The following is a 22,507-nucleotide window of genomic DNA, read 5'->3' on the forward strand; positions in this document are numbered from 1 at the left end:
GAGTCAGTCGAGCAGCACCGAGGTGATGGTGACCTCAGTGGCGGGTGCCCCGTCCTCGCCGCCGCCGGCGACGCCGGCCTTGGCGATCTTGTCCAGGGTGGCCAGTCCGTCGGGCTGAATCGTGCCGAAGACGGTGTATTGCGGCGGCAGCTGGGAGTCCTTGTAGACCATGAAGAATTGGCTGCCGTTGGTGCCGGGCCCGGCATTGGCCATGGCCAGGGTGCCGCGCGGGTAGAGGACGGGCTCCCGCGCCTTGGGGTCATTCGGCGGGTACTGGTCGGTCGGGTATTCGTTGGCGAATTGATAGCCCGGGCCACCCGTGCCCTCACCCTTGGGGTCACCACACTGCAACACGCCCAGCCCCGGCGAGGTGGTCAGCCGGTGGCACTTGGTGTTGTCGAAGTACTTCTGGCCGATCAGGCTCGCGAAACTGTTGACCGTGCAAGGTGATTGGTTGTTGGCCAGCATCAGACCGATGTGGCCCTCGTTGGTCACCATGCTGACACTGACCTGAGCCGGATCGGTCGGCACTTTGCCGGTCCGGGGCGGCTTGACCTCCTTGGCCGCCGGCTCGGGCGACGGCGGATACTGACAGTTGGCACCCACCTCGGCCGACGGCTTGAACGCGGGCAACGGCGGCGCGGACGGCGCCGGCCCGGCGGGCGTCGTGGACTCCGGGGACCCGCTGGCGGCTGTCGTGCTGCTCGTCGCCGCGGTGTTGCTCTTCTGTTCGTTCTTGGTGTTGACGATCGTCAGGACCACCGCCACGACCACGGCCACGGCCACGATCGAGGCGGCCGCGATCAGCACGATCCGGCGCGTCTTGGCTTGCTTCGCGCGGCGCTCCAGCTGGCGTTCGAGCTTGCGTTTGGCGTTGGCACGTCGTTGTTCGTTGGTCGGCACGGCCGCTCTGCCTCCATGCTTGGTGAAGTCGGAGTTCCCTGAACCCGTGGGGTGGCCAGCTCAGGCTAATGTGGGCGCCGCGACTCGTGTCAAGTGGGCCCCGTGGGAAAATGGGAGCCGTGTTGATCACCGGATTTCCCGCGGGCATGTTGCAGTGCAACTGCTACGTGCTGGCCGAGCGGCCCGGAACAGACGCCGTCATCGTGGATCCGGGACAGCGGGTGATGGCCCCGCTGCGGCGCATCCTGGACGAGAACCGGCTGACGCCGGCCGCGGTGCTGCTGACCCACGGGCACATCGACCACATGTGGTCGGCGCAGAAGGTGTCCGACACCTATGGTTGCCCGACCTACATCCATCCCGAGGACAGGTTCATGCTCAAAGACCCGATCTACGGCCTAGGCCCGCGCCTGGCGCAGATGGTGGCGGGCGCTTTCTGGCGGGAGCCCAAGCAGGTCGTCGAGCTGGACCGCGACGGCGACAAGCTCGACCTGGGCAGCGTGACGGTCAACGTCGATCACACCCCCGGGCACACCCGCGGATCGGTGGTGTTCCGCGTGTCGTCCGACAAGGACGACAAAGACTATGTGTTCACCGGCGACACGCTGTTCGAGCGTTCGGTCGGGCGCACCGACCTGTTCGGCGGCAGCGGACGCGACTTGCTGACCTCGATCGTCGACAAGCTGCTGGTGCTCGACGACACGACTGTGGTGTTGCCGGGGCACGGCAACGCGACCACCATCGGCGCCGAGCGCCGCCTCAACCCCTTCCTCGAAGGCCTGTAGCCCGTGGCGGATCACTCAGCCTTCGCGGCGCCCAAGGGGGTCCCGGACTACGTCCCGCCCGACTCGGCGCAGTTCGTCGCGGTGCGCGACGGCCTGCTCGGCGCCGCCCGCCGCGCCGGTTACGGGGACATCGAGCTGCCCATCTTCGAAGACACCGCCCTGTTCGCCCGCGGTGTCGGCGAATCCACCGATGTCGTGTCCAAGGAGATGTACACGTTCGCCGACCGTGGCGACCGCTCGGTGACGCTGCGGCCCGAGGGAACCGCCGGCGTGGTCCGCGCGGTGATCGAACACGGACTGGACCGCGGCGCGTTGCCGATCAAACTCTGTTATGCGGGGCCGTTTTTCCGCTACGAACGTCCGCAGGCCGGCCGGTATCGCCAGCTGCAGCAGGTCGGGGTGGAGGCGATCGGCGTCGACGATCCGGCCCTCGATGCCGAGGTCATCGCCGTCGCCGACGCCGGGTTCCGAGCCCTGGGGCTCGATGGATTCCGCTTGGAGATCACCTCGCTGGGAGACGACAGCTGCCGGCCGCAATACCGGGAATTGTTGCAGGACTTCCTGTTTGGCCTCGACCTCGATGAGGAGACGCGACGGCGGGCCGAGATCAACCCGTTGCGCGTGCTCGACGACAAGCGGCCACAGGTGAAAGCCATGACGGCCGATGCCCCAGTGCTGCTCGATCACCTGTCCGATGCGGCCAAGCAGCACTTCGACACCGTGCTGGCGCATCTGGACGCGCTCGGGATCCCGTACGTCATCAACCCGCGAATGGTGCGCGGGCTGGACTACTACACCAAGACCACCTTCGAGTTCGTGCACGACGGGCTGGGCGCGCAGTCGGGCATCGGGGGCGGCGGCCGCTACGACGGCCTGATGCGCGAGCTCGGCGGACAAGACCTGTCCGGCATCGGATTTGGGCTCGGCGTGGACCGCACCCTGCTGGCGCTGCGGGCCGAGGGCAAGAGCGTGGGGGAGACCACCCGCTGCGACGTGTTCGGGGTGCCGCTGAGCGAGCAGGCCAAGCTGCGGCTGGCGGTGCTGGCCGGCCGGCTGCGGGCCGCCGGTGTGCGCGCCGACCTGGCCTACGGGGACCGCGGGCTCAAAGGCGCGATGCGCGCGGCCGACCGGTCCGGTGCCCGGATCGCGCTGGTGCTCGGCGATCGCGATATCGAGGCCGGGACCGTCGGGGTCAAAGACCTCGGTACCGGGGATCAAGTTCCCGTCGCGGCGGATGCCGTGGTCGCCGAGGTGCTTGCGCGGCTCGGCCGGTAGTCCGTTTCGGGCGGCGTGACGGCTGTCCCCGACCCCTGTCGGTCGAAGCGGGCACGCGCAGCATGGATATCGGAGTAACGGGTGTCGGCCCAATCGATGAGGCTCGCCATCGGCTCCAGCAGGGATTGGCCGAGCGGGGAAAGGCGATATTCAACGCTCGGCGGCTTTGTGGGAAAGACATGGCGGGTGATCAGTCCGTCACGCTCCAAATCGCGCAGGGTCTGGGTGAGCATGCGCTTGGAGATGTCGCGAATAGCTCGGTGAAGCTCGCTGAAGCGCTGTGGTCGCGCCGCGAGGGTCATGATCATGAGGATGCTCCATTTGTCGCCGATGCGGTCGAGCACGTCGCGCACCGGGCAATACACAGGTCCTACCGACTGGGCGTCCTCGGATTGGTATCGGCTGAAACGCTCGTTCGCGCTCGCTGCGGAGCTCACGGAGTTCATACGGGTCCCCTCGATCCCACCTGGTTACAAATAACTGCCTCCTTATGGCGCAGCCACATGGTCTATATCGTAGACCTGGTCTAGAACATAGACCATTTAGCGGTAGGAGAAAAGGCATGAAGATATTGGTTTTGGGCGCAACCGGCGCAACCGGTCAGCTCATCGTCCGCGACGCCACTGCGAGCGGTCACTACGTAGTGGCGCTGGTTCGTGCCAAAGCGCGCGCTGATCTGCCAGGAGCCGAGGTGATCGAGGGCGATGTGCGCGACGAGGGGACCCTGGCGCGCGCGTTGAACGGCTGCGATGCCGTCGTCAGCGCGCTGGGCACCGGTATGGGCGTGCGCGAGGTCGACCTGCTGACCGTCGCGACCCGTGCCCTCGTCGCGGCGATGACCCGCGCCGGCGTTCGCCGGCTGATCAGCATCTCCGCGCTCGGAGTCGGCGATAGTCGCAACCACGGCGGCTTCGTCTTCGACCGGCTGTTCCAGCCCTTGCTGCTCGGCCCCGCCTACAAGGACAAGGAGCGCCAAGAAGCCGCGATCCGCGCCAGTTCGCTCGACTGGATTGTCGTTCGCCCCGCCATGCTCACCAACGGTGCACCGCGTGGCCGCATCAGGGCCACCACCGACCTCGCAGGCGTCAACGGCGGCAAGATAGCGCGCGCCGAAGTCGCTCAGTTCGTGGTCGAGCAACTGACGACCGACACCTGGTTACGGCGCACACCCGTCATCCTCTGGTGAAAGGCGGTTTAGCGCCCTGGTGTGGGACGGCGCGGCCGGGTCATTTTTTACTGGGAATGACGATCACCACGATCAACGTGAGGATGGAGAAGAACAGCCCAAGGATTCCCCATCCCAGTGGATTGCGGCCCTTCATCATGGCGATGACTCCGCAGACTATCGCGGCGATGATGCTGCCGATCGCGACGAAAATCCCTTTGATGCCACGCAGAATGAGGCCGGCCGCGACGGGGTCCGAACTCGCCAGAAACACCGAATGCAACATGTCGGGTCCTTTCAGCTGTCGGGCCTACAGCACTATTCCACGCGGATAACCGCGGCGGACGGTGCGATCGAGAATTCCCAGGGTCGCGCGCAGCGCCCCCTCGGACAGGATCGGGAAGATTCCGGCGTCCCGCCACTTGGGGTCGATGTCCGACCAGTCGTAGAACGAGGTGACCACGGTGGCGGCGCCGTCGTCGGTGGGTGCCAGCGCATAGCCGTACACATGGCCGATCGGCGGCTGAATCTGGCCGAGGACCGTCCACGCGATCAGCCGATCCTGCTCGAACTCCTTGATGTCGACGGTGACGTCGTATTTGCCCAATTGCGGAAAGTCATTCAAGGACTCGCGGTCCATGTGCACGACGAAGTTGTCGCCGACGCCGCGCACCGGATCGCCTTCGGCGTCTTGGAGCATCCCGGACGAATCGATCGCCACGTGGCCCTGCGGGTCACACAGCACGGCGAAGATGGCCTGCGCGGGCGCGGCGATGGTGCGGGAGGTCTCGATGCGATCGGTCATATCTCCTCGCGGCGGCCAACGTAGGGACGATGATCCGAAGCCTAGCGGTGGGCCAGAAGAGGGCGTGCGGTGCCGAGGGTATATGGGCTAGTGCGGTGAGTTGACCAGATAACACTGCACGCGGCGAACGGCGTCCTCGGGCTTGACTCCCATGTTCACCAACCTCTGGACCACTTCGGCGGCCGGCACACCCGAAATGATGTCGCGGTCAATCACATGGACGCTGGGAAACCACACGTCTGCACTCACCCCCGGCGGCGGGGGTTTCGTGTCGCCTCCGACGCATTGTGCGTAACCAATGGAGCCGGTCTCCGCGCGAGCCGGCGACGCCCCCAGCAGCACCACGACGGGAATGCCCACCGCCACCGCGACATGGATCAAACGCATGCCTGAATACCCCGCCTTCGCATCGGTTAACCGAAACTAATCTGGTTTGCTACCGGGCACAAGCCCGACCTTCGAAGGTGCCCAAGGGGCTAACGGAGGCTGTCGAGATGGCAAGCCCGCCTGCGCCGGCACTTGACTCGAGCTCGAACTGATGTTCGAATAGCGGGATGCGGTGGGCGCACCAGGCCGTCGCGGTCAACGGGAAGCCGGTGGAGGACGGGGCGCTGCCGGGGCTGCAGCGCATCGGCTTCATCCGCAGCGTGCGCGCGCCGCAGTTCGAGGGGATCACCTTTCACGAGGTGCTGTGCAAGTCCGCGCTGAACAAGGTGCCGAACGCTTCGGCCCTGCCGTTTCGCTACACCGTCAACAGCTACCGTGGTTGCTCGCACGCCTGCCGGTACTGCTTTGCCCGTCCCACCCACGAATACCTGGAGCTGGACTGCGGCAACGACTTTGACACCCAGGTCGTCGTCAAGACCAACGTGGTCGAGGTGCTGCGCCGGGAGCTGCAGAGGCCGTCGTGGCAGCGCGAGACCGTAGCCCTGGGCACCAACACCGACCCCTACCAGCGGGCCGAGGGGCGCTACGCATTGATGCCCGGCATCATCGGCGCCCTGGCCGATTCGGGCACCCCGCTCTCGATCCTGACCAAGGGCACACTGTTGCGGCGCGACCTGCCGCTGATCGCCGACGCCGCGGCGCAGGTCCCGGTGTCGGTCGCGGTGTCGCTGGCGGTGGGGGATGCCGAGCTGCACCGCGACGTCGAGCCCGGCACGCCCACGCCGCAGGCGCGGCTGGGCCTGATCGGCGCGATCCGCGCGGCCGGGCTGGACTGTCATGTGATGGTCGCGCCGGTCCTGCCGCATCTCACCGATTCCGTCGAGCAGCTCGACGGGCTGCTCGGGCAGATCGCGGCGGCCGGCGCCGGCAGCGTGACGGTTTTCGGGCTGCATCTGCGCGGCTCCACCCGCGGCTGGTTCATGGCGTGGCTGGGGCGCTCGCATCCCGAACTGGTCGGCCGTTATCGGGAGCTGTACCGGCGGGGCGCCTACCTGCCGCAGGGCTATCGGGACATGCTGCGCGAGCGGGCCGCCCCGCTGATCGCCAAGTACCGGCTGGCCGGCGATCACCGCCCGTTCTCGCAAGCGGTTTCGGCCGCCCGCGCACCGGAACCCGTACAGCAGACGTTGTTTTGAGCTAGCCCTTGTCGCCGCGCGGCTTGGTCAGCGTGAATTCGTCGATCACGACCATCTCGCCGAGCGGGCCCCGCAACGCGTAATGCGTCGCCTTGATCGACGTGTTGCCGCCGGGCCGGCCCGGGTCAACGTCGAAAGCCGCGAAACCGTAGGGATTGTCGCGGTCGCGGAACGCCGACCACGGCGCGTCCTCGAGGACGTAGATCGGCACCTTGCGCCGCAGCGCGGGGTCGAATCGCCCCACGCCGGTCACCACGCGGCACCGGGGCTCGGGAAAGAACATCCCGTTGCTCGGCGCCGAGGTGCCGCCGCCGCCGATGACCAGGTGCACCGTGCCCCGCGTGGAGTCGATGAGATCGTGTCGGGTGTCGACGGGTATCGGCGTTCGGGTGTCGGTCCCCAGCGTGCCGCGCAACGGGTGCGAGCGCTCGTAGTGATGTTCGTGGCCGCACACCACCAGATCGACCTGGTACTGGTCGAACAGTGGCAGCCATTCCTCACGCACGCCCAGGTCGGCCCCGTTGGTCTTGTCGGCGGTGGAGATCGCCGTCTGGTGCATGCACACGACCAGCCAGTCGATATCCGGATCGCGCCGGGCTGCCGCGAGTTCGGCTGCCAGCCAACGTTTTTGCTCTCCGCCAGAGTAGCCGTGCACGTAGGAGTTGCCGCCGTCCTGGTAGGCCACGTCGTCGTTGTTGAGGCTGATCACCCGCACCGAGCCGGCGGTGAACGAATACCACAGGCCGCGGGTCTGCGGGCTCGACCCGGAATCGGGCACCGCGAAGTACGTCTGGTAGGCGCCGTAACCGATTGGCCCGTTACCCAGTTCGTTCTCGTGATTGCCGGCCGCCGGCATCCAGGGCCGGTGGCGCGCCGAGCGGGTGTTGTTCTCGAACCAGTTCGACCAGGTGCGGATCCGGTTCTGGGCCAGGTTCGCGTAGCACAGGTCGCCGTTGACGAGGTTGAACAGCGGGCCGAGGCGCTCGATGGCCATGGTGGTGTCGGCGGCCGCCGGTGAGCCGATGTTGTCGGTGGCGTAACGGCCGTCGGGCATCTTGGCGAGCGCCGGGGTGGACTGGTCGCCGAAGCTGGTGAAACGCAAGGGCTTTCGCCCCGACGGCGCCGTCCGCACGGTTCCCTCTTCCGGTTCGGCACCGTCGTGCACCGCGGCGTACACATAGTCGGTGTCCGGCGTGAGGTTCGTCAGCCGGGCGTGGTTGACGCGAACCTCGGTGCTGGACTTCGCGTCCCGGTAGGTCCGGGTCTCGGCGGCCACGGTGCGGCCGAACCCGGATGTCGGCGTCCCCAGCATGACGCGCGGATTGCGCACGGCGTCGGTGGTGTGCCAGGACACCACCACCTCCGTGCCGGCGTTCTGCCCGAACTGTAGGTGCAGCCCGCCCACCGGCGGTGCCCCGTTGCGATCGGGCTGCAGCCACGCCGCGGGACCGCGGGAGGTCGCGGACTGCGACCACAGCAGCGCGGCGCCACCCACCCCGACGCCGCCGAGAACGGCGGAGGCCGCGCTCGATGTGAGTAACCGGCGGCGGCTGATGCCGGCATGCTCCGAATCGTTGCCCACTCATGCTTCATACCGGAGCCGAGCAACCTGAAGGTGAACACCCCGCCGGGAAGGGCGAATGCCGTGGGCACAGATTTGCGTGCTGGAAGCCGTTTTCCGGGTACGGCCGTAACGGATTCGGTAGCGTTTCAGATATGACGAACGTGCGAATAGTGACCACGGGAATCGCCGCGGCGACGTTTGTCGCGGCCACCGCGATGACTGCGACGTCCGCGATCTCCCATGCGGATCCCACCGGCCACCAGGTGACGTACACCGTCACCGCCACCGGCAACCTGACCGGCAACGTCAGGTACATGAACAGCGATCCGCCCAGCCAGGCGGCCTTCAACGCGAACTCGTCGCAGTTCCTGAACACGGTGCAAACGCCGTTCGCCGCCGGGCAGCCGCTCGTCTACAACGTCACGCTGGCGGACCCCAACCAGTGGGCGTTCGTCAACGCCAGCGGCGGATGCCACTGGCCGGACTGCGACGCGTCGAACACGCCGCAGATTCAGTGCCAGATCGCGGTGGACGGCCAGGTTGTGGTGACCCAGAGCGCCACCACCGGCGTCACCTGCTCGACCCGTCCCTGGTAGCCACCACGACGACTTCGGCGGATTCGGCGCCGACGGCCCGGATCTTGTGGCTGATCGAGGCGTCGAAATAGGCGCTGTCACCGGGCCCGAGCGTGAACGTCTGATCCCCGTAGTCGAGTTCGACGGTCCCGGCGTGCACGAACATGAATTCCTGGCCGTCGTGCTCCGGATGTGGATCGTCGGCCAGCTTCTCCGTCGGGCGAACCACGAACGGCGACATCGATTTTCCCAGCAGCGACGTGGCCAGCACCCGGTAGCGCTCGCCCTGCGCGACGGCGGCACGTTCGACGGTGATCTTCTCGTGCGCGGCCTCGTCTGAGAACAACCGGCCGACGTCGACATCCAGGGCCTTGGCGACCTTGAGGGCCACCGCGATCGACGGGGTGCTGTGGCGGCGTTCGATCTTGGACAGGTAGCTCTTGGTCAGCCCGGTCTGCTGAGCCAGGGCTTCCAGGGTCAGGCCGCGTTGCTTGCGGACCGCGCGCAGCAGTGCGGTCATCGGCGGCCCCTCTCATGACACAAGGTTTCCTAAAGTGATACTATTGTGTCATACGTTCGCGCCGAGGGAGCTCGTTATGGCCAGCACGTTCACCGATTCGAAGTCCGATTTGATGCGCCGGGCCGCCGAGCAGTTGACGGCATTCCAAACCAAAGACACCACCGATTCGCAGCTGAGCACGCGCCAGAAGCTGGCCCTGACGTGCCGCGCCCTGTTCGACGCCGGGCATGACTCCGGATTGGCCGGCCAGATCACCGCCCGCGCCGAGGCGGACGGCACCTACTACACCCAGCGGCTCGGCCTGGGCTTCGACGAGATCACCGACGCCAACCTGCTCTTGGTCGACGAGGACCTCAATGTCCTCGATGGTGACGGAATGGCCAACCCCGCCAACCGTTTTCACAGCTGGATCTACCGCGCCCGCCCCGATGTGCAATGTATCGTGCACACCCACGCGTTCCATGTGGCGGCGCTGTCGATGCTGGAAGTTCCGCTGATCGTGTCCCACATGGACACCACACCGCTCTACGGTGACTGCGCGTTTCTGGCGAAATGGCCGGGCGTGCCGGTCGGCAACGAAGAGGGGGAGATCATCTCCGCCGCCCTCGGTGACAAGAAGGCGATCCTGCTGGCCCACCACGGCCACGTCATCGCCGGCGCCAGCATCGAGGAGGCGTGCTCGTTGGGAATCCTCATCGAGCGCGCCGCCAAACTGCAGCTGACCGCCATGGCCGCCGGCACCGTCAAAGAGCTGCCCGAAGAACTGGCCCGCGAGGCCCACGACTGGACGCTGTCGCCGCAGCGCAGCCGCGCCAACTTCGCGTACTACGCCCGCCGGGCCCTGGCCCGGCACCCGGATGTGCTGACCAGCTAAACCGTTATCTGCCAACCGAATCCGAGGAGCCAGCCTGTGGCGCAATCGTCTGAGCCCAAGATCCACGGCATCATCGCCTACCCGGTGACCCCGTTCGCCGGCGACGGCATCAACACGAAACGTCTCGCCGCGCTGGTCGACAGGCTGGTGTCCGCCGACGTCCATGCCATCGCGCCCTTGGGCAGCACCGGTGAACTGGCCTATCTCGACGAGCCCGAATTCGACACCGTGGTCGACACCACCATCGCCACCGTCGCGGGTCGGGTGCCGGTGGTCGTCGGCGTGTCAGATGTGACCACCGCCAAGACCATTCGGCGCGCCACCTACGCGCAGCAGGCCGGGGCCGCCGCCGTGATGATCCTGCCCGTGTCCTACTGGAAGCTCACCGAGCGCGAGATCTTCCAGCACTACCGCAGCATCAGCGACGCCATCTCGATCCCGATCATGGCCTACAACAACCCGGCCACCAGCGGCGTCGACATGCCCCCCGAGTTGCTGGTGCGCATGTTCGAATCCATCGACAACGTCACCATGGTCAAGGAGTCCACCGGCGACCTGACCCGGATGCAGCGCATCGCGGAGCTGTCCGGCAACCGGTTGCCCTTCTACAACGGCAGCAACCCGCTGGTGCTCGAAGCGCTGAAGGCCGGGGCGTCCGGATGGTGCACGGCCGCACCGTGTTTGCGGCCGCAGCCGTGCATCGACCTGTACGAGGCGGTGCGCGCGAACGACCTCGACACGGCACAGAAGCTCTACGACGATCTCAAGCCGCTGCTGCAGTTCATCGTCGCGGGCGGCCTGGCCACCACGGTGAAGGCCGGCCTGGAGCTGCTCGACTTCCCGGTCGGAGACCCGCGTGCGCCGCTGCTGCCGCTCGACGAGCAGGGCCGCGCCGAGTTGAAAGGCCTGCTGGCTTAACCCGATTGCCCTACTCCTCCTCACCCCGCTGCGCGGGCTGCATCGTGGTAGGGCTAGCCCAAATCGGGTGCGGAGAAGGTATCGCACTGGTTCGGGTCACCGGTCTGATAGCCCACGGTGAACCAGTGCTGGCGCTGCTCGGCCGAACCGTGGGTCCAGCTTTCGCGGTTGACATGCCCGGTCGCCTGTTTCTGGATGCGGTCGTCGCCGACCGATGCGGCGGCCGATAGCGCGTCGCGAATGTCGTCGTCGGTCAACGGATTCAGGAATGGCGTGCCGTCCTTCTGGTTGACCGTTGCGGCGTAGTGCGCCCAGATGCCGGCGTAGCAGTCGGCCTGCAGCTCGGTGCGTACGCCGTTGCCGCCGGCACCCTTGGCTCCCTGTTGGGAGCGCCCCAGGTTGCCTTGCAGCTGTTGCACGTGATGGCCGTATTCGTGGGCGACGACGTATTCCTGGGCAAAAGCCCCGTTGCTGGAATGAAGTTGCCTGACGAGAACGTCCTGAAAGAAGCTGGTGTCGAAGTACGCCGTCTGGTCCATCGGGCAGTAGAACGGCCCGACGTCGGTGGTGGCCGGTCCGCAACCGGTGCTCACCTGGTCGCTGAACAGCCGGACATGCGGGCGGGTGTAACCCGTCATCAGCTGATGCCACACCGCGTCCACGGAGTTGCCGGTGGCGACCACGCGGCACTGCACGTACTTGTTGGCGTCCGCACCCGTCTTGCACTGGCTCAGGTCGAAACCGGGTGCCGAATAGCCGCCGGTGTTCGTCTGCGGCTGGTTCATGACGCGGCCCGGATCGACGCCCAAGAACAGCGCCCCGAGCAGGATAATCAGCCCGAGCCCGCCGCCCCCGACGGCCATTCCCATCCCGCCGCCGCCCGACGACGACGCGTTGCTGGTGTCGATCTGCATGCCCTCGTTGAAGGTCATGAGGCGCTCCTAACGTTGCCGGGTCGCAAGGGAGTCGGTGTAGCTGCGCAGGTTGCGCAGGTAGCGGCGCAGGGCGATGTTCACCAGCGGCCCGACCACCACCATCGCCAGCTTCGCCGGGCCGGCCGGCTTCTGGGCCATGGTCCACGTCAGCCGGCAGCCGCCCGGGATGACCTGGACCCGGTAGTCCTCGGCGAAGGCGGCCACGGACTTGGTCGAGCATTCATTGAAGCGAAAAGCCATGTGCGTGAAGGGTTCCCACGCAAGGAATTCCTCGTTGCCGACCATGCCGCCGCGCATCTCGACGACGCGGGTGGTACCTACTCCGCGCGGCTCGGGGCTGGTCCAGGTCACCTTGGTGATCACCTTCGCCCAGCGCGGCCAGGATTCGGCGTCGGAGAGTACCTCGAACAGTTGCTCGGGGGTGATGGCCAGGTCCACGCTGTTGCGGAAGGCAAATGGCGCCGAGTCGATGAAGTCCACGTCGACGCGCTCGCAGGGAAACATGGCACCAATTTAGCCGGGGCCGTCGCTGGCCGCGGCCAGTAAGGGCACCACGACGTCGCTGATCGGTGTGGCCAGGCCGTGGGCGCGGCCCTTGCGGACGATCACCCCGTTGCGGATATCCCATTCCATCGGGCGGTGATGCTCCGCGTCGGTCAGGATCGACGTGCTCATGTCTTCGGGAACGTTGCGAAACATGTCGACCAGCTCATCGATGACGCCGTCGGCAAGACGGGCGCCTTCGGCGCGCGCGACGGCCAGGCATTCGGCGACATAGCGGCGCGACAGCGCGGCGACGTCGTCGCGGCGGAACATCCCGGACCGGCGCCGCGACAGCGCCATGAACCCGGCCAGCGCGTTGGTGAGCAGCTTGTGCCAGGCCGCGGTGATGATGTCGGGGTCGCAGTCCACCCGGCAACCGGCGCCGCGCAGCAGCTCGGCGATCACCTCCGCCGACGGGCCGCTGGGCAGCACCAGGGCCGGCTCGCCGCGCAACCGCACCCAGCCTTCGGGCTGGGTTTCGGCCGAATACCACACGATTCCGGGGATGACGGGGGATTGCGGGCAGTGCGGCCGCACCTGCTCGACCTGCTCCACGCCGTTTTGCAGCACCACCACGATGGTGTGCACATCGCAGAGCCGGGACAGCCAGGCGGCCGCCTGATCGTTCTGGGTGGCCTTGACGGCCAACAGCACCACGTCCACCGGCCCTGGCGTCTCGCTGGGGTCGGTGCGCACGGGGCCGGGGACGACGATCGGGTCCGCGCCGTCGGGCCGCAGTTCGATGCTCTCGCGCGGGCTGCGGCCGCACACCTCGACCGAGTGTCCGGCCCGATACAGCAACGCGGCGGCCGTCGTACCGACGGCGCCGGGACCGACGAGGGCGATGTTCGTGGCGATAGGAGCGAAATTACACCGCCCCTTAGACTGATCAGTCGTTCAACGTGAAGGGGAGTGTTTTTGTGCTGCGCAGCCACGCCGCCGGTTCGCTGAGAAGTAGCGACGCCGGGCAGCAGGTGACGCTCGCGGGCTGGGTGGCCCGCCGCCGCGACCACGGTGGCGTCATCTTCATCGACCTGCGCGACGCCTCCGGAATCGCCCAGGTGGTGTTCCGCGCCGAAGACGTGCTGGCCCAGGCGCACCGGCTGCGCGCCGAGTTCTGTGTCGCGGTCTCCGGTGTGGTCGAGATCCGCCCGGAGGGCAACGCCAACCCCGAGATCGCCACCGGCGAGATCGAGGTCAACGCCACGTCGCTGACCGTGCTCGGCGAGAGCGCGCCGCTGCCCTTCCAGCTCGACGAGCCCGCCGGCGAGGAACTGCGGCTCAAATACCGTTACCTGGATCTGCGGCGCGACGGCCCGGCGGACGCACTTCGCTTGCGCTCCAAGGTGAATGCCGCCGCGCGGGCCGTCCTCGCGCAGCACGACTTCGTCGAGATCGAAACGCCGACGATCACCCGCTCGACCCCGGAAGGGGCGCGCGACTTCCTGGTGCCGGCCCGGCTGCACCCCGGCTCGTTCTACGCCCTGCCGCAGAGCCCGCAGCTGTTCAAGCAGCTGCTGATGGTGGCCGGGATGGAGCGTTACTACCAGATCGCCCGCTGTTACCGCGACGAGGATTTCCGCGCCGACCGCCAGCCGGAGTTCACTCAGCTCGACATGGAGATGAGCTTCGTGGACGCCGAGGACATCCTCGCCATCTCCGAGGAGATCCTCTCGGCGCTGTGGGCGCTCATCGGGTATGAGCTTCCGACGCCCATCCCGCGGATCAGCTACGCCGAGGCGATGCGACGGTTCGGCTCCGACAAGCCCGACATGCGTTTCGGGCTCGAGCTCGTCGACTGCACAGAGTTCTTCAAAGACACCACATTTCGCGTCTTCCAGGCACCGTACGTCGGCGCGGTGGTGATGCCCGGCGGCGCATCGCAGCCGCGCCGCACGCTGGACGGCTGGCAGGAGTGGGCCAAGCAGCGCGGCCACCGCGGGCTGGCCTACGTGCTGATCGCGGACGACGGCACGCTGGGAGGCCCGGTCGCCAAGAACCTGTCCGACGCCGAACGCGACGGCCTCGCCGGGCACGTTGGCGCCAAGCCGGGGGATTGCGTCTTCTTTTCCGCGGGCCCGCCGAAGCCGTCGCGGGCGCTGCTGGGGGCGGCGCGCGGTGAGATCGCCCACCGGCTGGGCATGATCGATCCCGACGCCTGGGCGTTCGTCTGGGTCGTGGACCCGCCCCTGTTCGAGCCCGCAGATGACGCGACCGCCGCCGGTGACGTGGCCGTCGGCTCGGGGGCGTGGACCGCGGTGCATCACGCGTTCACCTCGCCCAAGGCCGGCCACGAGGACGCCCTGGGGACACCCGACACCGATCTCGGCAACGTCCTCGCCGACGCCTACGACATCGTCTGCAACGGCAACGAGATCGGCGGCGGCTCGATTCGTATCCACCGCCGCGACATCCAGGAGCGGGTGTTCGCGGTGATGGGCCTGGACCGCGCCGAGGCCGAAGAAAAGTTCGGATTCCTGTTGGAGGCGTTCACCTTTGGCGCGCCCCCACACGGCGGGATCGCGTTCGGCTGGGACCGCATCAACGCCCTGTTGTCCGGGGTCGACTCGATCCGCGAGGTGATCGCGTTCCCGAAGACCGGCGGCGGCGTCGACCCGCTCACCGATGCGCCGGCGCCGATCACCGCCCAGCAGCGCAAGGAGTCCGGAATAGACGCCAAGCCGGACAAGGTTGACCGGGTATGACCGAAACCCCGGACACCGAGACGATCAACGCGTTCAACAAGGCCATCACCGACGAATTCCGTGCCCACGGCGGCAAGGTCGGCGGCCAGTTCGAGGGCGCCAACCTGCTGCTGCTGCACACGACCGGAGCCAAGTCCGGTCAGCCCCGGGTGTCTCCGCTGGCCTACTTCCGCATCGACGGCAAGCTCGTCATCATCGGCTCCTTTGCCGGAGCCCCCGTCAGCCCGGCCTGGGTGCACAACCTGCGGGCCAACCCGAAGGCCCGCGTCGAGGTCCGTGCCGAACCGGGGATAGCGGCGTTCGACGTGACGGCGCGCGAGCTGCCGACCGACGAGCGCGACGACCTCTTCGACAAGGTCACCGCCGCGGCGCCCGGCTTCGCCGAGTACCAGGCCAAGACCAGCAGGCGGATTCCGCTGTTCGAGCTCATCCGGACCTAGCAACGGGTCATCGAGCTTCGACACGCATGAATGTCACCGCGACTCGGCCAGGAATTCCTGCACCAGTTTCCGCGGCGCCTGCGTCAGCCAGGCCTCGGTGATGAGCTCCTGGAGGTCGCGCACCGAGATCTCGGCCAGGTTGACCAACACCACGGGATAGCCGTCGAAATGCGGGGTGGTGAAGTACGTTTGCGGCTCGTCGTCGATCAGCGCGAACTTGACGCCCTCGTCGGACACCCGAACACCGAGGATGTCGCCCCGCGGGGGTTCCGGGCCGGCCTGCGCCAGGGCCTCGCGTTCCGAGGGCCGCAGCGGCCGCTCCCAGGCCAGCAGCTTCTTGCCGACCCGCCAGTCGTGCGGTGACGGCTCGGAGGTGAGGGCCAGCTCGCCGACGATGCGGGCGACCTCGTCCCACGTGGCCACCACTCGATTGTGCTCCCGTTTCTTCGCCGTTGCCGTCATATCGGCGAACGGCCGACGACCGGGCAGCGGTGGGGCGCGCAACGGCCCCGTGTGTGATGTGATCAGCCTTGTGTCTGAAGCTGACGCCGGGCTCGCCCGCCGGTATCGAGTCACCCATCGCACCGAGTACCGCTACTCCGACGTCGTGACCAGTTCATACGGTCGCGGCTTCCTGACCCCGCGTGACTCGCTGCGGCAGCGCCGCGTCGCGCACCAGCTGACCATCGAGCCGGCCCCCGCCGACAGCTCCACCAGCACGGACACCTACGGGAACATCAGCTCCTACTTCCATGTGACCGAGCCGCACAGCGCCCTGAGGGTGGTCAGCGATTCCGTCGTCGACGTCTATCCGCCGGCGCCGGGCCTCTACGGCGGCGGGGCGGCGCTCCAGCCGTGGGAGGACGCCCGGCCGGCCGGGCGCAGCGGAGCGCTGGCGGCCGAGTTCACCCTGGACCTGAACCCGCCGGAAATCACCGACGAGGTCCGCGAGTACGCGGCGCCCAGCTTCACTCCCGGGCGCCCGCTGATCGAGGTGCTGCGCGATCTGGGGTCGCGGATTTTCACCGACTTCACCTACCGGTCGGGGTCGACGACGATTTCCACCGGGGTCAAGGAGGTTCTGGCGGCGCGGGAGGGGGTATGTCAAGACTTTGCCAGGCTGGCGATCGCCTGCCTGCGCGCCAACGGTTTGGCGGCCAGCTACGTGTCGGGCTACCTGGCCACCGACCCGCCGCCCGGAAAGGATCGGATGATCGGCATCGACGCCACGCACGCCTGGGCCGCGGTGTGGACTCCGCAGGATCCCGGCCGATTCGAGTGGCTGGGGCTCGATCCCACCAACGACCAGATGGTCGACGAGCGCTACATCGTGGTGGGACGCGGCCGCGATTACGCGGACGTCCCGCCGCTGCGCGGCATCATCTACACCGACTCGCAGCACAGCGTGATCGACGTCGCCGTCGACGTGGTGCCCTACGCAGAACCCGTTGAAGGCGACTTCTCGCATGCGTGACTTCACCTGCCCCAAGTGCGGCCAGCGCCTGACGTTCGAGAACTCGACCTGCCTGAATTGCGGCAGCGCCCTGGGGTTTTCGCTCGAGCAGATGGCCCTGCTGGTGATCTCCGGCGACGAGGCGACCGAGCACGCCGGCTTCGTGCCCGCCCGCGAGTATCAGCTGTGCGCCAATCTGCAGCTGGCCGAATGTAATTGGCTGGTGCCGGTCAACACCCCCCGGTTGCTGTGCACGTCGTGTGCGCTGACCGCCGAACGGCCCAACGACGCCGACGCCGTCGGGCTAGCCGAGTTCGCCCGGGCCGAGGCGGCCAAACGACGCCTGATCGTCGAACTGCACGAGCTGAAGCTGCCGATCGTCGGCCGCGACAAGGATCCCGATTACGGGCTGGCCTTCCGGCTCCTGTCCAGCGCGCACGAGAACGTGATGACCGGGCACGAGAACGGGATCATCACAATCGATTTGGCCGAGGGCGACGACTTACACCGCGAGCAGCTGCGCATCGAGATGGACGAGCCGTACCGGACCCTGCTGGGGCACTTCCGCCACGAGATCGGGCATTACTACTTCTACCGGCTGATCGCTCCGTCCCGCGACCGCGTGGAGCGGTTCAACGAACTGTTCGGCGACCCCGACGCCGACTACCAAGAGGCGCTCGACCGCCACTACAGCGAGGGCGCTCCCGAGGGATGGCGGGGCGACTTCGTGTCGTCCTACGCCACCATGCATGCGAGCGAGGATTGGGCCGAGACGTTCGCCCACTACCTGCACATCCGGGACGCGCTGGACACCTCGGCGTGGTGCGGGCTGGCGGCGGCGTCGGCCACCTTCGACCGGCCGGCCCTGGGCCCCAGCGCCTTTCAGACGATCATCGACATGTGGCTGCCGTTGTCGTGGTCGCTGAACATGGTGAACCGGTCGATGGGACACGACGACCTGTACCCGTTCGTGCTGCCGGCCACGGTGCTGAAGAAAATGAAGTTCATCCACACCGTCGTCGACGAGGCGACGTCGGAGTCCCGGGGCCCCGCGTCTGTGGCGGGTTAGCGATGTGCTTCTCGATAACGGCGGATCTGGTGGTGGGCACCGCCCTCGTGCCGGTCGCCGTGGCGACCCTGCGCGAGGTGAAGCACTGGCGCGAAGTGCCATTTGCCTTGTTGCCGACGGTGTTCGCGGCCCACCAGTTCATCGAGGCGGCCGTGTGGCCCAACAACGTTGTCTCGCCCGGGATGGCCCACCTGGCGATGCTTGCCTATGTCTTCATCGCACTGCCGCTGCTTCCCACACTGGTCCCGTGGGCGATCTTGATGCTGGAACCGCGGGGCGCCCGGCTACGAGTGGCGCCGTTCGCGGTGCTCGGAACCGTAGTGTCCGCGTATCTGGCCGTCGTCGTGCTCACCGAACCAGTCGCGGTGACGAGAGGCCCCCATGCGCTGCAATACCAGACCGGTGTCCAGGGCGGCTATGTGTGGGCGGTGCTCTACGTCATCGCTGTCATCGGGCCGGCATTGATGTCGGGCTATCGCTCCATCGTGGTGTTCGGGATCGCGAACCTGGTGGGGCTGGCCGTGGTCGCGGTCCTCTACACGCAGGCGTTCGCGTCGCTATGGTGCATCTACGCCGCCACGCTGTCGATCCTGGCGCTGGTGCACATGGTGCGGCGTCGGCGACTGCGCGACCCACATCGCTACCACGGCCTCGCCGAGGATCGGGCGACATCGAACGCGTGACAGTCGCGGGCCGCATCGTCGTACGGCTAGGCGGAATTGCCGCACTCCTCCGCACCCCGCTTCGCGGGCTGCATCGTCGTACGGCTAGGTGGGATTGCCGCACTCCTCCGCACCCCGCTTCGCGGGCTGCATCGTCGTACGGCTAGGCGGGCATCACGCGGCGCACGTCGGGGCCCCACAGCGGTTGCATCCCACCGGGCAGGGCCAGCTGCGTGGTGGTGATGACCTCGGCCAGGTTGCGCAGCTCGGCGTGTACCGCACCGAGCAGGTTCGCCAGCTCGGCGCGCCGCCCGTCGCCGCTGACCCGTTCCAGCGCGGCGGGATGCGAGCGGCGCAGCAGGGTGCCGATCTCGTCCACCAGCCGCTCCGGGCGCGAGGATCCCGACGAACCGGGCAGGTCCTTGAGGTTGGCGCGCAGCCGGTCCAATTGGTACAGCAGCGACCGCGGGTTCTGCGCGTCGAACAGCATCAGCTCGACCATGGCGGCCACGCTGATCTTGCCCGCCGTGCGGCGCCGGTAGATGACCGAGGACTCGCACGCCACCAGCGTCGACTCGATGACGGTTTGTTCGGCGGCGGCGCCGCGCGCCACGGTCAGCGTCGCCCGCAGCAACGCGGTCAGCCACAAGCCGCGTTCGATCCGCTTGCCGATGTCCATCATCGTCCAGCCCACGTCGCGCACCATCGACTCACTGGCCACCCCGGACAGGGTCAGCATCCCGGCCAGTGTCTGGGCCTGCGCCCGGCTCAGCGCGGCGTCGGCCTCGGCGAGCGAGTCCGGCGGTTCGCTGTCGAGTGCCAGTGCGCGCTCCACCGCGGCCAGCACCATCCAGGTGTCGTTGGACATCTGGTCGCGTACCGCCCGGGCGGCCAGCGCCAGCCCTTCCACGGACTGCACCAGGGAGCCGGGCCGGTGCGGGTCGACGGTGAGCGACCACAGCGTCGAGGGTGCGACGGCGATCATTTCGGCCCCATCGCTGGCACCGTCGGAGTCGGCCGCGGTGTCGGTTCCGGTGATCAGGCCGAGCGCGGCCATCAGCACTGGCACACACTCGCTTTCCTCGCTGTGCTGGTGGTGCCGGTACACGTGGAACCTGTCCCGGGCGACGATGAGCAACCGCGCCATGCTCTCGGCGCGCTCGCCGTAGCGGCCGATCCAGAAGAGGTCGGACAGCACGCGTGGGGAACTGACGCCCCAGGTGCCCGCGGCCGTCTTCGCCGGCGGTTCCACGCTCGGGAGGCTGATCGCCTCGGCCCGCGCCCGCTCGGTGGGACGCACCCAAACATCTTTTGCCGCAACCGTTTTCAGCGTATAGGCGGCGTCCCCGGGCGCCAGCACGTAGCCGATGCCGCCGATCATCGGCGCGTAGCCGCCCCGCTGGGCGACGGTGAACAGCCGAATCCCGACGCCCGCCGAGGACAACACACCGCCGTGGTCGGTCGGCGCGGACGAGAACTGCGGCAGCTCCTGGCCGACCCACTGCCACGGCATCGCCTCGATCTGGTCCGCCAACTGCGACAGCTGCCGAGACGAAAGTGCCGGTCCAACGAGGGTTTTCTCGCCGACGGTCGACCTCACCAACAGCGACGACAGATTGGCCAGCAAGTGCGAACGCTCGGCGGCGATGCCCCCCCAGTACGTCGGCGCGCTGGGCAGCAGCAGGGTCTCCGACAACAGGTGCTCGGCCATCGCGGGCAGGAAACGCTGCAGCCCAGGGTTTTCCAGAATCCCGCTGCCCAACGTGTTGACGACGGTCACCGTCCCGCGGTGTTGGGCCTCCACGAGGCCGACGACCCCGAGGCGGGAATCGGCGCGCAGATCCAGCGGGTCCGAATAGTCCGCGTCGACCCGGCGCAAAACCACGTCAACGCGCTTCAGGGTGCCCAGCGAGCGCATCCACAACATGCCGTCGCGCACCACCAGGTCCGCGCTCTCCACCATCGGAAAGCCCAGCAGGGTGGCCAGATAGGCCTGGTCGAAAGCGGTTTCGGAGTAGATACCCGGGGACAGGACCACCACCACCGGGTCCCGGGCGTCGTCGGGAGCCGCGTCGATCAGCGCCAACCGTAGAGCCTGGGCGAACGGGGTGGTCGGCCGCGGCGCGATCCTCTCGTAGAGGTCGGGAACCGCGTGCGCGACGACGCGCCGGTCGGCCAGCGCGTAGCCGCCGCCCGAGGGCGCCTGGGTCCGGTCGCCGTTGACGACAAAGGCGCCGTCCGGACGGCGGCTGACGTCGCAGGCGTGCATGAAAAGCTGGTGGCGCCCGGGGATCTCGATTCCGTTGGCGGCACGCACGTAACCGGGGTGGGCGAACAGCAGCTCGGGGGGAAGGACGCCATCGGTGAGCAGGCTGCGCGGCCCGTAAAGGTCGGCGAGCACGGCGTCGAGCACCCGGGACCGCTGCAGCAGCCCCGCCTCGAGCGCCTCCCAGTCGGCGGCAGACAGCACGATCGGCAGGGTGTCCAGCTGCCAAGGCCTCGGCTCCTGACCGCGGCCGCCGGGCACGACGTCGGTGTAGGTGATGCCGTCGTTGTCGATCAGGCCGTGCACCACCGAGCGCAGCCGGTCCAGCCCGGCGCGGCCGCGCTCCGCGATGGCGTCGGCCACCTCCGCCCACGCCGGGCGCACGTTGCCGTCGTGGTCGACGAATTCGTCGTAGCCGCTCGCAGGGCCGCGCCGCAGATCGAAGAGTGCTTCCTGCGCCCGGGCGGCGCGGTAGCCGGCCAGCAGCCGGTCGGCGTCGTACCCGGCACCCGCCGAGGCCGCGCCGGTGCCGAATGTCATGTCCGCAAACGCCATTACTGCTGCACGGTACGCACGCGGCGCGGGCCGCGGACGCCCGGCGCGCCGGATCCGCGCCGAGCTATGCCGGTGGCGGCCCGGTCTGGTAACCCGCCTGCTGCGGCGGGACAACCTGTCCGCCGGAGAGCTTGCGGTAGGCATAGGTCAGGATTAGCCCGCCGAGGGGAGCCGCCACCAGCGCGCCGAGGCCGCACGTCAGCAGGCCGGCGAGGGTCGCAGCGAGCAGCACCAGCCACACCAGCAGTGCGTTGGCGAAGTTCGAGCCGACGAGCGACACGCTGGAATTGAAGCCTTTGATCGCCGACTCCGAACGGTCGACCACGAACAGGATGGTGAACTGCACGAACAGGCTCACGATGAGGCCGGGGACGACGCAGAGGGATAAGCCGATCGAGGTGAGAACGCCGACGATCAACGCGGCAACATACGCCATCGCGAAGTTGCGCGGCTTGAAGAACGAGCCAATGGTCACCGGGCGTCCGTCGGCCAGATCCAGACAGCCGGACAGGAAGGCGGAGTGGGCGAACGCGGACACGAGGTACGCCGCCAGGTAGCCGACGATGAGCAGCGCCAGCCCGCCGCCATTGAGGTTCGCCGTGAAGGTGAAGTAGTCGTCGTCGGAGCCGGTCGTCGTCGTGCCCACGCTTTGACTCAGGCCGATCAGGACCGAGGCAACGCCGATCAGCACCACGTACAGCAGGGCCGAAATGACCAGCGTCGCTGCGTGTTTGGTGAACGTGTTCCAGGCCCAGCCGAACGCGTCACCGATGCTGAACGCGGGCGTGGGCGGGCCGCCGTAGCCGGGCGGGGGCCCATAGCCGGGCGGGGGACCATAGCCGGGAGGCGGGGCGCCGTAGCCCGGTGGCGGACCGTAACCCGGGGGAGGCCCGCCATAGCCCGGGGGTGGGC

At 67.9% G+C, this 22,507-nt stretch carries 25 protein-coding genes; 12 read left to right on the top strand and 13 right to left on the bottom strand.

Features of this window, described 5'->3' with window-relative positions; all coding sequences use genetic code 11:
* Positions 1–3: 3 nt before the first annotated feature.
* A complete protein-coding gene (locus tag A5775_RS21780) occupies positions 4–903 on the bottom strand; it encodes a peptidylprolyl isomerase (protein WP_067256988.1) in 900 nt (299 codons plus the stop codon).
* A gap of 119 nt (positions 904–1,022) precedes the next feature.
* On the opposite strand from A5775_RS21780, the gene A5775_RS21785 reads away from it, so the two are divergent.
* Together A5775_RS21785 and hisS are read left to right on the top strand one after the other, a co-directional pair.
* Positions 1,023–1,688 (top strand): MBL fold metallo-hydrolase, encoded by a 666-nt coding sequence (locus A5775_RS21785; protein ID WP_067257040.1) that lies wholly within the window; start codon positions 1,023–1,025, stop codon positions 1,686–1,688.
* Positions 1,689–1,691: 3 nt separating this feature from the next.
* The gene (gene hisS, locus A5775_RS21790; RefSeq protein WP_067256989.1) at positions 1,692–2,963 is read left to right on the top strand and encodes a histidine--tRNA ligase; all 1,272 of its coding nucleotides are present in this window, start codon (positions 1,692–1,694) and stop codon (positions 2,961–2,963) included.
* Here the strand turns inward: hisS and A5775_RS21795 are convergent.
* A complete protein-coding gene (locus A5775_RS21795; protein ID WP_067256990.1) occupies positions 2,903–3,409 on the bottom strand; it encodes a helix-turn-helix domain-containing protein in 507 nt (168 codons plus the stop codon). The two genes, hisS and A5775_RS21795, sit on opposite strands and share 61 nt — an antisense overlap.
* 131 nt (positions 3,410–3,540) lie before the next feature.
* Here A5775_RS21795 and A5775_RS21800 point away from each other — a divergent pair, with 131 nt between their 5' ends.
* Positions 3,541–4,149 (top strand): SDR family oxidoreductase, encoded by a 609-nt coding sequence (locus A5775_RS21800; RefSeq protein ID WP_197512825.1) that lies wholly within the window; start codon positions 3,541–3,543, stop codon positions 4,147–4,149.
* 40 nt (positions 4,150–4,189) lie between these two features.
* On the opposite strand, the gene A5775_RS21805 is transcribed toward A5775_RS21800, so the two are convergent.
* The 3 genes from A5775_RS21805 to A5775_RS21815 form a co-directional block, all read right to left on the bottom strand.
* Positions 4,190–4,414, bottom strand: coding sequence for a deoxyribodipyrimidine photolyase (locus tag A5775_RS21805; protein ID WP_067257000.1), 225 nt, complete (start codon positions 4,412–4,414; stop codon positions 4,190–4,192).
* Positions 4,415–4,438: 24 nt separating this feature from the next.
* Entirely contained in the window at positions 4,439–4,933 is a 495-nt protein-coding gene (locus A5775_RS21810) for an SRPBCC family protein (protein ID WP_067257001.1), read from the bottom strand.
* 87 nt (positions 4,934–5,020) lie between these two features.
* Positions 5,021–5,320, bottom strand: coding sequence for a hypothetical protein (locus A5775_RS21815; protein ID WP_067257002.1), 300 nt, complete (start codon positions 5,318–5,320; stop codon positions 5,021–5,023).
* Between the two features lie 167 nt (positions 5,321–5,487).
* Here A5775_RS21815 and A5775_RS21820 point away from each other — a divergent pair, with 167 nt between their 5' ends.
* The gene (locus tag A5775_RS21820) at positions 5,488–6,516 is read left to right on the top strand and encodes an Rv2578c family radical SAM protein (RefSeq protein WP_067257004.1); all 1,029 of its coding nucleotides are present in this window, start codon (positions 5,488–5,490) and stop codon (positions 6,514–6,516) included.
* A 1-nt stretch (position 6,517) separates the two neighbouring features.
* On the opposite strand, the gene A5775_RS21825 is transcribed toward A5775_RS21820, so the two are convergent.
* Positions 6,518–8,098: a metallophosphoesterase family protein gene (locus A5775_RS21825; protein ID WP_067257006.1), complete on the bottom strand. Its 1,581-nt coding sequence runs from the start codon at positions 8,096–8,098 to the stop codon at positions 6,518–6,520.
* Positions 8,099–8,232: 134 nt separating this feature from the next.
* Between A5775_RS21825 and A5775_RS21830 the strand changes: the two genes are divergently transcribed.
* On the top strand, positions 8,233–8,676 hold the full coding sequence (locus A5775_RS21830; protein ID WP_067257009.1) for a hypothetical protein: 444 nt from the start codon (positions 8,233–8,235) through the stop codon (positions 8,674–8,676).
* Here the strand turns inward: A5775_RS21830 and A5775_RS21835 are convergent.
* Positions 8,651–9,175, bottom strand: a complete 525-nt coding sequence (locus A5775_RS21835) for a helix-turn-helix domain-containing protein (protein ID WP_067257011.1) — start codon at positions 9,173–9,175, stop codon at positions 8,651–8,653. The two genes, A5775_RS21830 and A5775_RS21835, sit on opposite strands and share 26 nt — an antisense overlap.
* 76 nt (positions 9,176–9,251) lie before the next feature.
* Here A5775_RS21835 and A5775_RS21840 point away from each other — a divergent pair, with 76 nt between their 5' ends.
* Positions 9,252–10,049 carry an aldolase gene (locus A5775_RS21840; protein ID WP_067257013.1) on the top strand — a complete coding sequence of 266 codons (798 nt, stop codon included), beginning with the start codon at positions 9,252–9,254 and terminating at the stop codon, positions 10,047–10,049.
* A gap of 36 nt (positions 10,050–10,085) precedes the next feature.
* Positions 10,086–10,967 carry a dihydrodipicolinate synthase family protein gene (locus A5775_RS21845; protein WP_067257015.1) on the top strand — a complete coding sequence of 294 codons (882 nt, stop codon included), beginning with the start codon at positions 10,086–10,088 and terminating at the stop codon, positions 10,965–10,967.
* 53 nt (positions 10,968–11,020) lie between these two features.
* On the opposite strand, the gene A5775_RS21850 is transcribed toward A5775_RS21845, so the two are convergent.
* From A5775_RS21850 to A5775_RS21860, 3 genes are read right to left on the bottom strand one after another with little or no spacing between them, the layout of a single operon-like run.
* A complete protein-coding gene (locus tag A5775_RS21850; protein ID WP_067257018.1) occupies positions 11,021–11,899 on the bottom strand; it encodes a neutral zinc metallopeptidase in 879 nt (292 codons plus the stop codon).
* 9 nt (positions 11,900–11,908) lie between these two features.
* Positions 11,909–12,406, bottom strand: a complete 498-nt coding sequence (locus A5775_RS21855; RefSeq protein WP_067257024.1) for an SRPBCC family protein — start codon at positions 12,404–12,406, stop codon at positions 11,909–11,911.
* A 9-nt stretch (positions 12,407–12,415) separates the two neighbouring features.
* Positions 12,416–13,303 carry an oxidoreductase gene (locus tag A5775_RS21860; RefSeq protein WP_197512833.1) on the bottom strand — a complete coding sequence of 296 codons (888 nt, stop codon included), beginning with the start codon at positions 13,301–13,303 and terminating at the stop codon, positions 12,416–12,418.
* Positions 13,304–13,347: 44 nt separating this feature from the next.
* Between A5775_RS21860 and aspS the strand changes: the two genes are divergently transcribed.
* On the top strand, positions 13,348–15,150 hold the full coding sequence (gene aspS, locus A5775_RS21865; protein WP_197512827.1) for an aspartate--tRNA ligase: 1,803 nt from the start codon (positions 13,348–13,350) through the stop codon (positions 15,148–15,150).
* A complete protein-coding gene (locus tag A5775_RS21870; RefSeq protein ID WP_067257027.1) occupies positions 15,147–15,590 on the top strand; it encodes a nitroreductase family deazaflavin-dependent oxidoreductase in 444 nt (147 codons plus the stop codon). Before aspS ends, A5775_RS21870 begins: the two co-directional genes overlap by 4 nt.
* Before the next feature lie 33 nt (positions 15,591–15,623).
* On the opposite strand, the gene A5775_RS21875 is transcribed toward A5775_RS21870, so the two are convergent.
* The gene (locus tag A5775_RS21875; protein WP_067257042.1) at positions 15,624–16,013 is read right to left on the bottom strand and encodes an MmcQ/YjbR family DNA-binding protein; all 390 of its coding nucleotides are present in this window, start codon (positions 16,011–16,013) and stop codon (positions 15,624–15,626) included.
* Between the two features lie 97 nt (positions 16,014–16,110).
* Here A5775_RS21875 and A5775_RS21880 point away from each other — a divergent pair, with 97 nt between their 5' ends.
* From A5775_RS21880 to A5775_RS21890, 3 genes are read left to right on the top strand one after another with little or no spacing between them, the layout of a single operon-like run.
* Positions 16,111–17,064 (top strand): transglutaminase family protein, encoded by a 954-nt coding sequence (locus tag A5775_RS21880; protein WP_197512828.1) that lies wholly within the window; start codon positions 16,111–16,113, stop codon positions 17,062–17,064.
* Positions 17,057–18,112 (top strand): putative zinc-binding metallopeptidase, encoded by a 1,056-nt coding sequence (locus A5775_RS21885; RefSeq protein WP_067257029.1) that lies wholly within the window; start codon positions 17,057–17,059, stop codon positions 18,110–18,112. Before A5775_RS21880 ends, A5775_RS21885 begins: the two co-directional genes overlap by 8 nt.
* Before the next feature lie 2 nt (positions 18,113–18,114).
* On the top strand, positions 18,115–18,795 hold the full coding sequence (locus tag A5775_RS21890; RefSeq protein WP_067257034.1) for a DUF6629 family protein: 681 nt from the start codon (positions 18,115–18,117) through the stop codon (positions 18,793–18,795).
* A 142-nt stretch (positions 18,796–18,937) separates the two neighbouring features.
* Here A5775_RS21890 and A5775_RS21895 read toward each other — a convergent pair whose 3' ends face one another.
* Positions 18,938–21,595 carry a circularly permuted type 2 ATP-grasp protein gene (locus A5775_RS21895; RefSeq protein WP_067257036.1) on the bottom strand — a complete coding sequence of 886 codons (2,658 nt, stop codon included), beginning with the start codon at positions 21,593–21,595 and terminating at the stop codon, positions 18,938–18,940.
* A 64-nt stretch (positions 21,596–21,659) separates the two neighbouring features.
* A partial coding sequence (locus A5775_RS21900; RefSeq protein ID WP_197512831.1) for a hypothetical protein occupies positions 21,660–22,507 on the bottom strand: 848 nt, incomplete at its 5' end.

Origin of the sequence: Mycobacterium sp. 852002-10029_SCH5224772, assembly GCF_001667315.1 — a bacterium.
GTDB lineage: Bacteria > Actinomycetota > Actinomycetes > Mycobacteriales > Mycobacteriaceae > Mycobacterium.

Bases quoted from the DNA above. Each gene is read 5' to 3' on its own strand.
- A5775_RS21810 (WP_067257001.1), bottom strand. From the start codon at position 4,933: ATGACCGATCGCATCGAGACCTCCCGCACCATCGCCGCGCCCGCGCAG.
- A5775_RS21850 (WP_067257018.1), bottom strand. From the start codon at position 11,899: ATGACCTTCAACGAGGGCATGCAGATCGACACCAGCAACGCGTCGTCG.
- A5775_RS21795 (WP_067256990.1), bottom strand. From the start codon at position 3,409: ATGAACTCCGTGAGCTCCGCAGCGAGCGCGAACGAGCGTTTCAGCCGA.
- A5775_RS21890 (WP_067257034.1), top strand. From the start codon at position 18,115: ATGTGCTTCTCGATAACGGCGGATCTGGTGGTGGGCACCGCCCTCGTG.
- A5775_RS21835 (WP_067257011.1), bottom strand. From the start codon at position 9,175: ATGACCGCACTGCTGCGCGCGGTCCGCAAGCAACGCGGCCTGACCCTG.
- A5775_RS21895 (WP_067257036.1), bottom strand. From the start codon at position 21,595: ATGGCGTTTGCGGACATGACATTCGGCACCGGCGCGGCCTCGGCGGGT.
- A5775_RS21855 (WP_067257024.1), bottom strand. From the start codon at position 12,406: ATGTTTCCCTGCGAGCGCGTCGACGTGGACTTCATCGACTCGGCGCCA.
- A5775_RS21805 (WP_067257000.1), bottom strand. From the start codon at position 4,414: ATGTTGCATTCGGTGTTTCTGGCGAGTTCGGACCCCGTCGCGGCCGGC.
- A5775_RS21840 (WP_067257013.1), top strand. From the start codon at position 9,252: ATGGCCAGCACGTTCACCGATTCGAAGTCCGATTTGATGCGCCGGGCC.
- A5775_RS21815 (WP_067257002.1), bottom strand. From the start codon at position 5,320: ATGCGTTTGATCCATGTCGCGGTGGCGGTGGGCATTCCCGTCGTGGTG.
- A5775_RS21870 (WP_067257027.1), top strand. From the start codon at position 15,147: ATGACCGAAACCCCGGACACCGAGACGATCAACGCGTTCAACAAGGCC.
- A5775_RS21885 (WP_067257029.1), top strand. From the start codon at position 17,057: ATGCGTGACTTCACCTGCCCCAAGTGCGGCCAGCGCCTGACGTTCGAG.
- A5775_RS21820 (WP_067257004.1), top strand. From the start codon at position 5,488: ATGCGGTGGGCGCACCAGGCCGTCGCGGTCAACGGGAAGCCGGTGGAG.
- A5775_RS21830 (WP_067257009.1), top strand. From the start codon at position 8,233: ATGACGAACGTGCGAATAGTGACCACGGGAATCGCCGCGGCGACGTTT.